The organism is Leifsonia sp. Ger2509, assembly GCF_055231915.1.
This window is the reverse complement of the sequence record NZ_JBUYVB010000003.1, coordinates 776,637-790,179: the sequence shown is the minus strand read 5'-3', so window position 1 is coordinate 790,179 and position 13,543 is coordinate 776,637. Positions and strand designations below refer to the sequence as shown.

The 13,543-nt window shown below is 68.8% G+C and carries 14 protein-coding genes; 13 read left to right on the top strand and 1 reads right to left on the bottom strand.

All coding sequences use genetic code 11. The features are described 5' to 3' along the window. Positions 1–89 precede the first annotated feature (89 nt). A complete protein-coding gene (locus ACV7NN_RS04080; RefSeq protein ID WP_463348305.1) occupies positions 90–452 on the bottom strand; it encodes a DUF1844 domain-containing protein in 363 nt (120 codons plus the stop codon). A gap of 266 nt (positions 453–718) precedes the next feature. On the opposite strand from ACV7NN_RS04080, the gene infC reads away from it, so the two are divergent. The 13 genes from infC to argF all read left to right on the top strand — a co-directional run bounded on the left by infC (position 719) and on the right by argF (position 13,523). After that, positions 719–1,378 carry a translation initiation factor IF-3 gene (gene infC / locus ACV7NN_RS04075; RefSeq protein WP_463351229.1) on the top strand — a complete coding sequence of 220 codons (660 nt, stop codon included), beginning with the start codon at positions 719–721 and terminating at the stop codon, positions 1,376–1,378. Continuing rightward, complete coding sequence (rpmI, locus tag ACV7NN_RS04070) at positions 1,378–1,572, top strand: 50S ribosomal protein L35 (protein WP_463348304.1); 195 nt, start codon at positions 1,378–1,380, stop codon at positions 1,570–1,572. The genes infC and rpmI overlap by 1 nt, the downstream gene beginning before the upstream one ends. 33 nt (positions 1,573–1,605) lie before the next feature. Beyond that, the gene (gene rplT, locus ACV7NN_RS04065) at positions 1,606–1,992 is read left to right on the top strand and encodes a 50S ribosomal protein L20 (RefSeq protein WP_129172698.1); all 387 of its coding nucleotides are present in this window, start codon (positions 1,606–1,608) and stop codon (positions 1,990–1,992) included. 34 nt (positions 1,993–2,026) lie between these two features. Continuing rightward, positions 2,027–2,827, top strand: coding sequence for a TrmH family RNA methyltransferase (locus tag ACV7NN_RS04060; protein ID WP_463348303.1), 801 nt, complete (start codon positions 2,027–2,029; stop codon positions 2,825–2,827). A 47-nt stretch (positions 2,828–2,874) separates the two neighbouring features. Beyond that, entirely contained in the window at positions 2,875–3,255 is a 381-nt protein-coding gene (locus tag ACV7NN_RS04055; protein ID WP_463348302.1) for an ArsR/SmtB family transcription factor, read from the top strand. Next, positions 3,252–4,289: an SRPBCC domain-containing protein gene (locus ACV7NN_RS04050; RefSeq protein ID WP_463348301.1), complete on the top strand. Its 1,038-nt coding sequence runs from the start codon at positions 3,252–3,254 to the stop codon at positions 4,287–4,289. Before ACV7NN_RS04055 ends, ACV7NN_RS04050 begins: the two co-directional genes overlap by 4 nt. Before the next feature lie 28 nt (positions 4,290–4,317). Then, the gene (gene pheS / locus ACV7NN_RS04045) at positions 4,318–5,358 is read left to right on the top strand and encodes a phenylalanine--tRNA ligase subunit alpha (RefSeq protein ID WP_463348300.1); all 1,041 of its coding nucleotides are present in this window, start codon (positions 4,318–4,320) and stop codon (positions 5,356–5,358) included. After that, the gene (gene pheT, locus ACV7NN_RS04040) at positions 5,358–7,910 is read left to right on the top strand and encodes a phenylalanine--tRNA ligase subunit beta (protein ID WP_463348299.1); all 2,553 of its coding nucleotides are present in this window, start codon (positions 5,358–5,360) and stop codon (positions 7,908–7,910) included. Before pheS ends, pheT begins: the two co-directional genes overlap by 1 nt. 275 nt (positions 7,911–8,185) lie before the next feature. Next, positions 8,186–9,232 carry an N-acetyl-gamma-glutamyl-phosphate reductase gene (gene argC / locus ACV7NN_RS04035; protein WP_463348298.1) on the top strand — a complete coding sequence of 349 codons (1,047 nt, stop codon included), beginning with the start codon at positions 8,186–8,188 and terminating at the stop codon, positions 9,230–9,232. Beyond that, positions 9,229–10,401, top strand: a complete 1,173-nt coding sequence (gene argJ, locus ACV7NN_RS04030; protein WP_463348297.1) for a bifunctional glutamate N-acetyltransferase/amino-acid acetyltransferase ArgJ — start codon at positions 9,229–9,231, stop codon at positions 10,399–10,401. Before argC ends, argJ begins: the two co-directional genes overlap by 4 nt. Before the next feature lie 5 nt (positions 10,402–10,406). Continuing rightward, positions 10,407–11,327: an acetylglutamate kinase gene (gene argB / locus ACV7NN_RS04025; RefSeq protein WP_463348296.1), complete on the top strand. Its 921-nt coding sequence runs from the start codon at positions 10,407–10,409 to the stop codon at positions 11,325–11,327. Beyond that, positions 11,324–12,517: an acetylornithine transaminase gene (locus ACV7NN_RS04020; protein WP_463348295.1), complete on the top strand. Its 1,194-nt coding sequence runs from the start codon at positions 11,324–11,326 to the stop codon at positions 12,515–12,517. The genes argB and ACV7NN_RS04020 overlap by 4 nt, the downstream gene beginning before the upstream one ends. A 76-nt stretch (positions 12,518–12,593) precedes the next feature. Further along, positions 12,594–13,523, top strand: coding sequence for an ornithine carbamoyltransferase (gene argF, locus ACV7NN_RS04015; RefSeq protein ID WP_463348294.1), 930 nt, complete (start codon positions 12,594–12,596; stop codon positions 13,521–13,523). Positions 13,524–13,543: the final 20 nt, after the last annotated feature.

Below are 13,543 nucleotides of genomic sequence, written 5' to 3'. Positions count from 1 at the left end.
GGACCGGCGCAGCCGGAAGCTCAGGGACGCGCGCGTCGGGCCGCAGCGGAGCCGCGCTGCGCCGGGCGGGGACCGGCGCAGCCAGAAGCTCAGGTCACGGGCCCCGTGTACTTCTCGCCCGGCCCTTTGCCGATCTCGTCCGGGATCGGCGACGCCTCACGGAATGCCAGCTGCAGTGAACGGAGGCCGTCGCGCAGGCTGCGCGCGTGCTGGTCGCCGATGTGCGGCGCGCTCGCGGTGACGAGGCCGGCGAGCGCGTCGATGAGCTTGCGCGCCTCGTCCAGGTCGGTCTGGGTCGATGGGTCGTCGGCCAGCCCGCATTTGACGGCGGCGGCGCTCATGAGGTGCACGGCAGTGGTGGTGATGACCTCGACAGCAGGCACATCCGCGATGTCCCGCACGGCCTCGTCGACGTAGGCCTCGGCGTCCTCGGGGGTGTAACTGTCGCTCACTGATTTCCTCTGTTAGAATCGTTCGGGCTCCGGGACTAACGTCTCGGTACGAAAGTGGAGATTCTCCCACCCGCGCTTGACCGCTACTAGGTTACCGGGTTGTTCGCACTCCGCCGTCGCGCACCCAGCGCGACGGTAGCAAGGGTGCCGTGCCAGGCCTGCGAATTTCTTCGCAGGTGCTCGTGGTGCGTGAATTTCCTCTTCGCCGCTTCTGTCACCCGACGGTTGCGAGGCCGAATGTATCGCTTTGATCAGAGGAGAAACGCATCAGCGATCCCCGTACCAATGACCGTATCCGCGTCCCCGAAGTTCGTCTTGTCGGCCCCAGCGGTGAGCAGGTCGGCGTCGTGAAAATCGAGGTCGCCCTTCGTCTCGCGCAGGAAGCCGATCTGGACCTGGTTGAGGTTGCTCCCAACTCCAAGCCGCCTGTCGCGAAGATCATGGATTACGGCAAGTTCAAGTACGAGGCTGCGCAGAAGGCCAAGGAGGCCAGGCGCAACCAGGCGAACACGATCCTCAAGGAGGTTCGTTTCCGCCTCAAGATCGACAAGCACGACTACGAAACCAAGCGCAAGCGCGCCGAGGGCTTCCTCAAGGCCGGCGACAAGGTCAAAGCCATGATCCTGTTCCGCGGTCGCGAGCAGTCCCGCCCAGACCAGGGCGTGCGCTTGCTCCAGAGATTTGCCGAAGATGTCGCGGAGTTCGGTTCTGTCGAATCGACGCCGACCATCGACGGTCGAAACATGGTCATGGTCATCGGCCCCCTGAAGAACAAGTCAGAGGCCAAAGCCGAGGCCAATGCACAACGTGCCGCTTCGAAGGCGCGGGCCCACAGCCCCGCCGACGAGTCGGCTGCTGCCGCAGAACCTTCTGCGCAGTCTGACGAGAGTTCGCCGGCTACGCCTGCGACGAACGAGGAGAAGTAATGCCCAAGCAGAAGAGCCACTCGGGCGCCAGGAAGCGCTTCAAGGTCACCGGTACCGGCAAGATCATGAAGCAGCAGGCAGGCATGCGCCACCACCTTGAGGTCAAGTCCAGTGACCGCAAGCGTCGCCTCAACAGGGACCAGGTTGTCCCTGAGGTCGACGCCAAGGTCATCCGCAAGATGCTCGGCAAGTAGCCGGCACCCCGACTTTTAAGGAAGTAAAGAGAAATGGCAAGAGTAAAGAGGGCTGTCAACGCCCACAAGAAGCGTCGGGTCATCCTCGAGCGCGCAGAGGGCTACCGCGGTCAGCGGTCGCGCCTGTACCGCAAGGCCAAGGAGCAGGTCACCCACTCGCTGGTCTACAGCTACCGTGACCGCCGTGCGCGCAAGGGCGACTTCCGCCGTCTCTGGATCCAGCGCATCAACGCTGCGAGCCGCGCGAACGGGCTCACCTACAACCGTCTGATCCAGGGTCTGGGTCTGGCCGGTGTCGAGGTCGACCGCCGCATCCTCGCCGAGTTGGCTGTCAACGAGCCCGCCACATTCGCGGCCCTCGTCGAGACGGCCAAGAAGGCGCTTCCCGCCGACACGTCGGCGCCGAAGGCGGCCGCTTAACCCGCACTGCAGTCACCGCATATAGTCTGGTGCCATGCTTGATAACCCGCGCTCACCGCGCGTTCGAGCCGTGGCGAAACTGGCGAAAAGAGGAGCCCGGTCTGAGACCGGGCTCTTTCTTTTGGAAGGTCCGCAGGCGGTCGCTGAAGCGTTGACGTTCCGGCCGGAGCTCGTGGTCGAGCTGTATGCGACGCCGACAGCGCTCGAGCGCTACACCGACATCGGGCAGACAGCGGTCGACGCCGGTGTCGATGTGGAGTTCGTCACCGAGCACGTCCTGGAGACGATGGCGGACACGGTCACCCCGCAGGGCTTCGTGGCCGTCTGCCACCAGTTCCCGACGTCGATCCGCGACATCCTGTCGGGGGAGCCGAAGCTCGTCGCCATCCTCGAGGAGGTACGCGACCCCGGGAACGCGGGCACGATCATCCGTGCAGCCGACTCGGCGGGGGCGGATGCGGTGATCCTGACCGGACGCACCGTCGACCTCTACAACCCGAAGGTCGTGCGTTCGTCGACCGGCTCGATCTTCCATGTGCCCGTCGCCGTCGGGGCGACGCTCGAGGATGTGGTGGGCCGCGCGCGCGCCGCGGGCCTGCAACTCCTCGCTGCGGACATCAAGGGCGACGACCTTCTGGCGGTGCGCACGGAGGGCCTGCTCGCCCGTCCGACCGCCTGGGTGTTCGGCAATGAGGCACGCGGGCTCACCGACGACGACCTGGCGCTCGCCGATCGCGCGGTGACCGTGCCGATCTACGGAAGCGCCGAGTCGATGAACCTGGCGACCGCGGCATCTGTGTGTCTCTACGAGTCGGCGTTCGCCCAGCGTTCCTGATCGTTTAACCCTTGCGTTATATAAGCGCAACCTGATACGTTTCTGTCATGGACGCACTCGAGGCTCTCGGCGACCCGGTCCGGCGGCGCATCGTCGAACTGCTGGCCACCGGGGAGTCCCCAGCGGGCCGGCTGTCGGATGCCGTGACCGCACAATTCGGAATCACGCAGCCGGGCGCCTCCCGGCATCTGCGCGTCCTGCGCGAAGTCGGGCTGGTGACGAGCCGCACCGCGGGCAGGCAGCGCATGTACGCGCTCGACGCGGGGGCGTTCGACGACGTCGCCGCCTGGGTCGACGGCGTCCGCTCGTTCTGGACCCAGCACCTGGACGCACTCGGAACCGAGCTCGCCAGGGGCCGCGCTGCATCGCGGAAGGCGACCAGCGACGTCCAGCCGACGAACACCGACCGGGGAGCAGCAGCATCATGACGATCTTCGGAGACATCGCACTCGACGGCGCGCGGCGCACGGTGACGGTGGAGCGCGAGTACGCGACCGGCGCAGCCGATCTCTGGAGTGCGCTCACCGAGCCCGAACGCGTCGGCCGCTGGATCGGCAGGTACACCACGAACGGCGACGGCTACCGTCTCGAGATGGGCGACGGATCGGCCGTGGTGACCGGCCGGGTGCTCGCCTGCGAGCCGGAGAAGCGCATCCTCATGCTCTGGCGGTTCGCGGGCGAAGCCGAGACCGAACTCGAAGCGGTTCTCGCCCCGCACGGGACGGACCACGTCGTGCTCACGCTCACGCACCGGCGCGTGCAGGCGGTCACTGCTGCCGTGTACGGGGCCGGGTGGGAGGACGTCTTCACCCATCTCGACCAGGAGCTCCGCGGCGAGCAGGACATCGGCGACCGGGGTTACATCGGCGAGGCGGCCGATCCAGCTGCGTTCGATGCGGCCCTGGAGGAGTACCGGCGGCGCGAGGCAGCACTCACCCCGGCCAGGATGATCCGCGAAGCCGGGCTCTCCGGAGTGCATCTCGAGCGCCTGCTGGACGCCCGGATCGACGAGGTCTGGGATGCGTTGACCCGGCCCGAGCGCATCGGGCGCTGGCTGTGGCCGGTCGTCGAGTGGCCGGACGACCCGGCCAGGGTCCGTGCGCTCGAACTCGGCGACACCTTCCTGCTGGGCGACGCGAACGTCCCGGAAGGGACCCACACGATGGAGGTCCTCGCGCTGGAGCCCGGACGCCTCCTGTCCTTCACCTGGGGACCGGCGCGCTCCGCAGTGACGCTCCGGCTGGCCGAGCAGGATGGCGGCACTCTGCTCGTGCTCGACCAGGATGCGATCCCCGACGTCTTCGGGGCCGGCCGTCTCCGTTCCGCCCCCGACTTCGCGGCCGGGTGGCATTCTCTCGTCGACGGCCTCGTCCTCCTCCTCGACGGTCTGGACGCGCCCAGGCGCGAGGGCCTGTGGGATGCCGCGTACGAGGTGTACGCCGACCAGGGCGCGGCAGAGTGACTGCGCGCTCGCACTAAACTTGGGTTCCGTGTCCGAACCCACTGAAATCTCCGAAGACGCCGTCGAGGCCGCGGTCCAGGCGGCGCTCACGGCCATCGCCGACGCCGCCGATTCGGCCGCGCTGAAGGTCGTCCGCGCCGAGCACACGGCCGAGCACTCGCCGCTCGCACGCCTGAACGCCAGCCTGCGCTCCGTTCCGAACGACCAGAAGGCGGCGGCCGGCAAGCTCGTCGGCCAGGCCCGCGCTCGAGTGAACCAGGCGTTCGCCGCGAAGGAGGCCGAGATCCAGGCCGCGGAGGATGCACAGCGCCTCGCCGACGAGCGGGTCGATGTGACTGCGCTTCCGTCGCGCTGGCAGCCGGGCGCACGCCACCCGCTGTCGCTCCTGCAGGAGCGCATCCAGGACGTCTTCGTCGGCATGGGCTGGGAGGTCGCCGAAGGGCCGGAGCTCGAGAGCGAGTGGTACAACTTCGACGCGCTCAACTTCGATGAGGACCACCCCGCTCGCGCGATGCAGGACACGTTCTTCGTCGAGCCGACCGCATCCCACCTCGTGCTTCGTACCCACACGTCGCCGGTGCAGCTCCGGGCGCTGCTCGAGAACGACCTGCCGCTCTACCGCATCGCGCCCGGGCGGGTGTTCCGCACCGACGAACTCGACGCGACCCACACCCCGGTGTTCCACCAGACCGAGGGCATCGCCGTCGACAAGGGGCTCACGATGGCCCACCTGCGCGGCACCCTCGACCACTTCGTCAAGAACATGTTCGGTGAGGATGCGAAGGTGCGCCTGCGCCCCAACTACTTCCCCTTCACCGAGCCGAGCGCCGAGCTCGATCTCTGGCACCCCACCTTCAAGGAGGGGCCGCGCTGGATCGAGTGGGGCGGGTGCGGAATGATCAACCCGAACGTGCTTCGCTCAGCGGGCATCGATCCCGATGTGTATTCCGGGTTCGCGTTCGGCGTCGGCGTCGAGCGGGCGCTGATGTTCCGCAACGATGTGAAAGACATGCACGACATGGTCGAGGGCGACGTCCGCTTCTCGCAGCAGTTCGGAATGGTGGTCTGATGCGCGTCCCACTCAGCTGGCTCGCCGAATACGTCGATCTCGAGCCCGGTACGACGGCCGAGCAGGTTCATGCTGCGCTCGTCTCCGTCGGGCTGGAAGAGGAGGACGTCCACACGTTCGAGATCTCCGGCCCTGTCGTGGTCGGCCAGGTTCTCGACTTCGTCGACGAGCCGCAGTCGAACGGCAAGACGATCCGCTGGTGCCGTGTACGGGTCGCCCCCGAGGGCGCGCGAGCGGCGGACGGCGGTGACGACGTTCGCGGAATCGTCTGCGGCGCGCACAACTTCGTCGCAGGCGACAAGGTCGTGGTGTCGCTTCCCGGTGCGGTCCTCCCGGGGCCGTTCCCGATTTCGGCGCGCAAGACGTACGGCCACATCTCCGACGGGATGATCGCCTCGGCCCGCGAGCTCGGGCTCGGCGAGGAGCACGACGGCATTCTGCGCCTGGCGACGCTCGAGCTCGACCCTCCGGTCGGAACGGATGCTGTCGGTCTCCTCGGTCTGGACGACACGGCGGTCGAGGTGAACGTCACGCCCGACCGCGGCTACGCCTTCTCGATCCGCGGTATCGCGCGCGAGTACTCGCACGCGACCGGTGCGGAGTTCCGCGACCCGGCTGCGGCCCCCGAGCTCCTCCGCGGGCTGCCGAGCCATACGACGGGGGGCACCTTCCCGGTCTCGATCGACGATGCCGCTCCGATCCGTGGGCGGGTCGGATCCTCCGTCTTCGTGACGCGTGTCGTCCGCGATGTCGACGCGACGAGGCCCACGCCGGCCTGGATGATCGCACGGCTCAAGCTCGCGGGCATCCGTTCGATCTCGCTCGTCGTCGACGTGACCAACTACGTCATGCTCGAGCTCGGCCAGCCGATCCACGGCTACGACCTCGACGCCCTCTCCGGCGGCATCACGGTGCGCCGCGCCCGCGCAGGCGAGAAGCTGGTCACGCTCGACGGACAGGAGCGTGCGCTCGACCCGCAGGACCTCCTCATCACCGACGAGTCCGGCCCCATCGGTCTCGCGGGCGTCATGGGCGGTGCGTCGACGGAGATCGGTTCGTCGACGCGCAACGTGCTCATCGAGGCGGCGAACTTCGACCCGGTGTCGATCGCGCGCACCGCTCGCCGGCACAAGCTTCCCAGCGAGGCGTCACGGCGGTTCGAGCGCGGCGTCGACCCCCAGGTCGCCGTGGCCGCGGCCGCCCGCGTGGTCCAGCTGCTGGAGCAGCTGGCCGGTGGCCGAGCCGACGACCTCGGCTCGCTGCACAACACGAGCACGACCCCGGATGCGATCCACCTGCCCGCGGGCTATGTCTCGTCGCTGATCGGCGTCGACTTCACCGACGCGGAGATCGAGTCCGCCCTTGCCGAGATCGGCGGGGCGATCACGGCGACCTCGACCGGACTGAGCGTCGTGCCGCCTTCGTGGCGGCCCGACCTGACCGACAAGTCCGACCTCGCCGAGGAGGTCGCGCGGATCGTCGGCTACGACCGCATCCCGTCGGTCCTCCCGGTGGCGCCTCCCGGCCGCGGACTCACGCGCAGGCAGCTCCTCCGCCGGTCCGTGGCGGAGACGCTCGCCGCCAACGGTGCGACCGAAGTGCTCGCCTATCCGTTCGTCACCGAGAGCGCGAACGACACCTTCGGTTCGCCCGCCGCGGGGCGCGTTCCCGCGGTGAAGCTCGCCAACCCGCTCGACGGTACCGTGCCGTACCTGCGCACGTCCCTGCTCCCCGGGCTTCTCGAGATCGCCAAGCGCAACCTCTCGCGCGGGCTGGTCGACCTGGAACTGTACGAGGTCGGCACCGTGTTCCTGCCCGCGCCGGAGGGCACCTTCGGCTCGGTCGCCCTGCCGCCCGGGGCCGCCCTCCCGTCCGACGACGTGCTGAGCGGCCTGAACGCGGGCATTCCGGCGCAGCCGCAGCACGTGGCCGGCCTCGTGCTCGGCAACGTGATCCCGAAGCAGCCGGGCCAGCCCGCCGTAGCCGCCGGTATCGCCGACGTCCTGGCGATGGTGGAGCAGGTCGGCGCTGCCGTCGGCGTCGTCATCGATCCGGTGCAGGGAGCACATCAGGCCCTCCACCCGGGACGCACGGCGGAGCTGGTCGTGCGACGACCCGACGGCGGGGTGCGGATCGGATTCGCCGGGGAGCTCCTCCCGGCGCTCGCCGAGGAGAGCGACCTTCCGCGCGTCGTCGGCGTGTTCGAACTCGATCTCGACATGCTCTTCGACCTCGCCCCGCTCGATCTCGTAGCGACGACGATCACCGGGTTCCCCGCGGCGACGCAGGATCTGTCGCTGGTCGTCGCGGCAGAGGTCCCCGCCGGCGACGTGGAGCACGCTGTCGTCGACGGGGCAGGCGACCTGCTCGAGCACGTCCGTCTGGTCGACGACTACCGCGGACCAGGGATCCCCGAAGGCACGAAGAGCCTCACCTTCGCTCTGCGCTTCCGGGCGGCCGACCGCACGCTCACGGCGGCGGAGGCCAGCGAGGCCAAGCTCGCGGGGGCCGCGCGCGCCGGTGAGCTCTTCGGCGCGCACATCCGCGACTGAGTCGAGGCGATCCGATCGCATTCTGCGCTCCGGCAGGCGTCTCCGTGGCAGGGGGGCGTGTGCGTCGGTTTGGACCCGGCGCCGGCGACCCGCTAGGGTTACCGCATGCTTTCCGTTCGGCGCACCCTCTCCGCTCGTGGCCTCGTGGCCGCCGGCGCGCTGCGTCGACGCCTGGGCGACCGCCGAATCTAGGCGACGCACGCGCGACCCCTGAGAGGGCTTGACGTGGGCGCCGCCGTCCTTCTCCCACGTCGTCCACTCAATAAGGTAGAAGCATGACTTTCTCGGTAGCCGTAGCCGGTGCATCCGGCTACGCGGGCGGAGAACTCCTCAGGATCCTGGCGGACCACCCCGATTTCGAGGTGCGCACAGTGACCGCGTTCCAGAACGCGGGCCAGCCTCTGGTCGCCCACCAGCCGCACCTCCGTTCGTTCGCCCACTTGACCCTCGTCGAGACGACCGCGGCGAATCTCGCCGGTCACGACGTCGTGTTCCTCGCTCTGCCCCACGGCAAGTCCGGGGAGCTCACAGCGCAACTCGACCCCGGCATCCTCGTGGTCGACTGCGGGGCGGACCACCGGCTCACCAGCGAGTCGGACTGGGCGGAGTTCTACGGCGGCGATTACTTCGGAGCATGGGCGTACGGCATACCCGAACTACCGGTCGCGGGAGGCGGACACCAGCGCGACCGGCTCGCCGGCGCATCCCGCATCGCCGCTCCGGGCTGCAACGCCAGCGCCGTATCGCTCGCCGTCGCCCCCGGCATCGCGGCCGGCATCGTCGAGGAGGAGGACATCGTCTCCGTCCTCGCGGTCGGACCGTCCGGTGCGGGCAAGAGCCTGAAGACGATGTTCCTCGCGAGCGAGATCCTCGGCTCTTCCAACCCGTACGCCGTCGGCGGTACGCACCGTCACATCCCGGAGATCCAGCAGAACCTGCGCCTGGCCGGGGCCGCGGACCCGACCGTCTCCTTCACGCCCGTCCTCGTCCCGATGTCGCGCGGAATCCTCGCGACGGTGACGGCCCGCCTCAAGCCGGGAGTGACCGCGGATCGGGTCCGCGAGGCCTGGGAGACCGCCTATGCCGGTGAGCCGTTCGTTCAGGTCCTGCCCGAGGGCGTGATGCCGCGCACAGCGGATGTCCTCGGCGCGAACACCGCGCTCATCGGGCTCGCGGTCGATGAAGCGGTCGGCCGAGTGATCGCTGTGCTCGCCCTCGACAACCTCGTCAAGGGAACGGCCGGCGCCGCCATCCAATCCGCGAACATTGCGCTCGGGCTCCCCGAGACCACCGGCCTCAACGTGAATGGAGTCGCCCCGTGAGCGTCACCGCAGCATCCGGATTCGCAGCAGCCGGCGTCGTCGCCGGCCTGAAGTCGAGCGGCAAACGCGACTTCGCCATCGTGCGCAACCTCGGGCCGCTCCAGGAGGCGGCGGCCGTCTTCACCACGAACCGCTGCAAGGCCAACCCGGTGCTCTGGAGCGAGCAGGTCATCGCCGACGGCCTCGTCTCCGCGATCGTGCTGAATTCGGGGGGCGCGAACTGCTACACCGGAGCGGCAGGATTCCAGACGACCCATCAGACCGCTGAGGCCGTGGCCGCACGCCTCGATGTGTCGGCCGGCGACGTCCTGGTCTGCTCGACCGGCCTGATCGGCGAACAGCTGGATCTCGACCTGCTGAAGGTCGGCGTGTGGGATGCGACCCTCGCCATCTCGGCGGCCGGCAGCGACTCCGAGGCCGCCGGTCTCGCCGCCGCCGAGGCGATCATGACGACCGACACCCGCGCCAAGCAGGCCTCTGTCGTTTCGCCGGACGGCTGGACGGTCGGCGGTATGGCCAAGGGCGCCGGGATGCTCGCGCCGGGTCTGGCGACCATGCTCGTCGTGATCACGACCGATGCGACTCTCGCCTCGGAGCAGCTCGACACGGCCCTCCGCGCGGCCACCCGGGTCACGTTCGACCGACTCGATTCCGACGGCTGCATGTCGACGAACGACACAGTGGCGCTTCTGGCTTCGGGCGCGAGCGGTGTCGAACCGGAGGCGTCCGCCTTCGCCGACGCGCTCACCTCCGTGTGCCGCAGCCTCGCCGAGCAGCTGCAGGCCGACGCGGAGGGCGCCTCACACGACATCGCGATCGAGGTCGTCAACGCAGCCTCCGAGGAGGACGCCGTCGAGGTCGGGCGGGCCGTCTCCCGCAGCAACCTGTTCAAGGCGGCGATCTTCGGCAACGATCCGAACTGGGGCCGCGTCCTCGCGGCGGTCGGCACCACCGGCGCCGAGTTCGATCCGTACGGGATCGATGTGGCGATCAACGGGGTACAGATCTGTTCGGCCGGCGAGCCCGACCAGTCACGTGACCTCGTCGACCTCACCCCGCGAGCGGTCCACGTGCTCATCGATCTGCACGCAGGGCTGCACACAGCGACCATCCTCACCAACGACCTCACGCACGACTACGTGCACGAGAACAGCGCGTACGCGAGCTGACCGGCATGGACACGGAGTACGACATCGACACCGAGGCCGGCGCGGTCAGTCACGCCGACGCCACCGAGAAGGCAGCGACCCTGATCGAGTCGCTCCCGTGGCTGAAGCGCTTCCACGACCAGATCATCGTCGTGAAGTTCGGTGGCAGCGCCATGGTGAGCCCGGAGCTCCAGCGCGCGTTCGCCGAGGACATGGTCTACCTGCGCTTCGCGGGCATCCACCCGGTCGTCGTCCACGGCGGTGGCCCGCAGATCTCGGCGATGCTCGACCGGCTGGGCATCACGAGCGAGTTCCGCGGCGGCTACCGCGTCACCACCCCCGAGGCGATGGACATCGTGCGGATGGTGCTCACCGGCCAGATCAGCCGCGACCTGGTCGGGCACATCAACGAGCACGGCCCGCTCGCGGCAGGGCTGTCCGGTGAGGACGCCGGCCTCTTCAAGGGGCGCAGGCGCGGAGCGGTCGTCGACGGCGTCGAGGTCGACCTGGGGCTCGTCGGCGATGTGGTCGCGGTCGACCCGGAGGCAGTGCACGCGCAGCTGAACGCGGGGCGCATCCCCGTCGTCTCCTCCATCGCCCCCGACATCGATCATCCGGGGCAGTCGCTGAATGTGAACGCAGACGCCGCGGCCGCAGCGCTCGCCGTCGCGCTCGGCGCGGCCAAGCTGGTCATCCTGACCGACGTCGCAGGGCTCTACAGCGACTGGCCGAACCGCGACTCGCTCGTCTCGAAGATCGGCACGGATGCGCTCCGGGAGCTGCTCCCGGGCCTGGAATCGGGCATGATCCCCAAGATGACGGCGTGCCTCGACGCGGTCGACGGCGGTGTCGCCAAGGCGGCGATCATCGATGGCCGCATCGCGCACTCGATCCTTCTCGAAGTGTTCACGCAGGACGGCATCGGAACGGAGGTGGTTCCGGCATGACGCCGACCACAGACTGGAGCGCTCGCTTCGGCGACACCATGATGCGCACGCTGGCTACCCCGCAGGTCATGCTCGCCCGCGGCGAAGGCTGCTACGTCTGGGACGTCGACGGCCGGCGCTACCTCGACTTCCTCGCAGGGATCGCGGTGAACTCCCTCGGCCACGCCCATCCCGTGCTGGTGGATGCGGTGAGCACGCAGGTCGCGACCCTCGCCCACGTCTCCAACTACTTCGCGACTCCGCCGCAGCTGGAGCTGGCAGAGCGGCTCACCCGCATCACCGGAGCAGGCGACCAGGGCCGCGTCTATTTCGGCAACTCGGGAGCCGAGGCCAACGAGGCCGCGTTCAAGCTGGCCAGACTGAACCGGGGACATACCCACCGCACCCGCGTGCTGGCGCTTCACAACGCGTTCCACGGGCGCACCATGGGATCGCTGGCACTCACGGGCAAGCCGCAGATGCGCGAGGCATTCGAGCCGATGCCGTCCGGCGTCGAGCACATCGACTCGACCATCGAGGCGCTCGAGGCGTCGATCGACGACCACGTCGCAGCGCTCTTCGTCGAGCCGATCAAGGGCGAGGCCGGAGTCATCGACCTGCCGGACGGCTTCCTCGAGCGCGCCCGTGAGCTCACTGAGAAGCACGGCGTGCTGCTGATCATCGACGAGATCCAGACCGGTGTCGGCCGGACCGGCAGGTGGTTCGCCTACGAGCACGCCGGGATCGTCCCCGACGCCGTCACGATTGCGAAGGGCATGGCCGGCGGTGTCCCGATCGGCGCCCTGGTCACGTTCGGCTGGGCATCCGAGCTCTTCGTCCGCGGCCAGCACGGCAGCACCTTCGGAGGCAATCCGCTCGCGACGGCGGCCGCGAACGCTGTGCTCGGCGAGATCGAGCGTGCCGACCTCGTGCACAACGCCGCCGTGCGCGGCGATGAACTGCGCCGGGTGATCCTCGGGCTCGACTCGCCGCTCGTCCATGTCCTGCGGGGGCAGGGTCTGCTTCTCGGAATCGGTCTCTTCGAGCCGGTCGCGCACCGGTTGTCGGATGCCGCGCTCGCCGCAGGACTGATCATCAACGCGCCGAACGAGTCGAGCATCCGCATCGCGCCGCCGCTCGTCGTCGGCGACGCCGAGATCGCGGACTTCCGCGAGCGATTCGGCCGCGCCCTGGCGTCGATTCACGTCTGATGCGACGCCATCCAGACTCCGGCACGACCGGCGCCGACCCAGACCGCACCCGTACCGCCCCGAAAGAGAGCGACCGATGACCAGGCATTTCCTCCGCGATGACGACATCACCCCTGCCGAGCAGGCCGAGATCCTCGAACTGGCAGCCGCGCTCAAGCGCGACCGTTTCAGCACCCGGCCGCTCGCGGGGCCCCAGACGGTCGCGGTGATCTTCGACAAGTCATCGACACGCACGCGGGTCTCGTTCGCTGTGGGTATCGCCGATCTGGGCGGGAGCCCGCTGATCATCAGCACCGCCAACAGCCAGCTCGGCGGCAAGGAGACGCCGTCGGACACCGCGCGCGTCCTCGAGCGGATGGTCTCCGCCATCGTCTGGCGCACCTACGGACAGGCCGGTCTGGAGGAGATGGCCGCAGGTACCACCGTCCCTGTCGTCAACGCGCTCTCCGATGACTTCCACCCCTGCCAGCTGCTCGCCGATCTACTGACCATCAAGGAGAAGCGCGGAAGCCTCGCGGGTCTCACTCTCGCCTTCCTCGGCGACGGGGCGAGCAATATGGCCCAGTCGTATCTGCTGGCCGGCGCGACGGCGGGCATGCACGTGCGGATTGCCTCTCCGGAGTCGTACGCCCCTGCGGTTCAGGTCGTGGCGGATGCCGATACCATCGCCCAGACGACCGGCGGCTCGGTGACCGTATACACGGATCCGCTCGAAGCCGTGGCTGGGGTCGACGTCGTCGTCACCGACACCTGGGTGTCGATGGGCAAGGAGGACGAGAAGGCCGAGCGCCTGACCGTGTTCGGCTCCTACCGCGTCGACGCCGACCTGATGTCGCGCGCGAAGCCCGACGCCCTGTTCATGCACTGCCTCCCGGCCGACCGCGGCTACGAGGTCACCGCCGACGTCATCGACGGACCGCAGAGCGTCATCTGGGATGAAGCGGAGAACCGCCTCCACGCCCAGAAGGCGCTGCTGGTCTGGCTGCTCGCACGCAACGCGGACTGACACCACCCCCCGGCACCCAA

Coding starts and splice junctions, on each gene's coding strand:
- argF (WP_463348294.1), top strand. CDS start 12,594: ATGACCAGGCATTTCCTCCGCGATGACGACATCACCCCTGCCGAGCAG.
- rplT (WP_129172698.1), top strand. CDS start 1,606: ATGGCAAGAGTAAAGAGGGCTGTCAACGCCCACAAGAAGCGTCGGGTC.
- ACV7NN_RS04060 (WP_463348303.1), top strand. CDS start 2,027: ATGCTTGATAACCCGCGCTCACCGCGCGTTCGAGCCGTGGCGAAACTG.
- ACV7NN_RS04020 (WP_463348295.1), top strand. CDS start 11,324: ATGACGCCGACCACAGACTGGAGCGCTCGCTTCGGCGACACCATGATG.
- ACV7NN_RS04050 (WP_463348301.1), top strand. CDS start 3,252: ATGACGATCTTCGGAGACATCGCACTCGACGGCGCGCGGCGCACGGTG.
- pheT (WP_463348299.1), top strand. CDS start 5,358: ATGCGCGTCCCACTCAGCTGGCTCGCCGAATACGTCGATCTCGAGCCC.
- rpmI (WP_463348304.1), top strand. CDS start 1,378: ATGCCCAAGCAGAAGAGCCACTCGGGCGCCAGGAAGCGCTTCAAGGTC.
- ACV7NN_RS04055 (WP_463348302.1), top strand. CDS start 2,875: ATGGACGCACTCGAGGCTCTCGGCGACCCGGTCCGGCGGCGCATCGTC.
- argC (WP_463348298.1), top strand. CDS start 8,186: ATGACTTTCTCGGTAGCCGTAGCCGGTGCATCCGGCTACGCGGGCGGA.
- argB (WP_463348296.1), top strand. CDS start 10,407: ATGGACACGGAGTACGACATCGACACCGAGGCCGGCGCGGTCAGTCAC.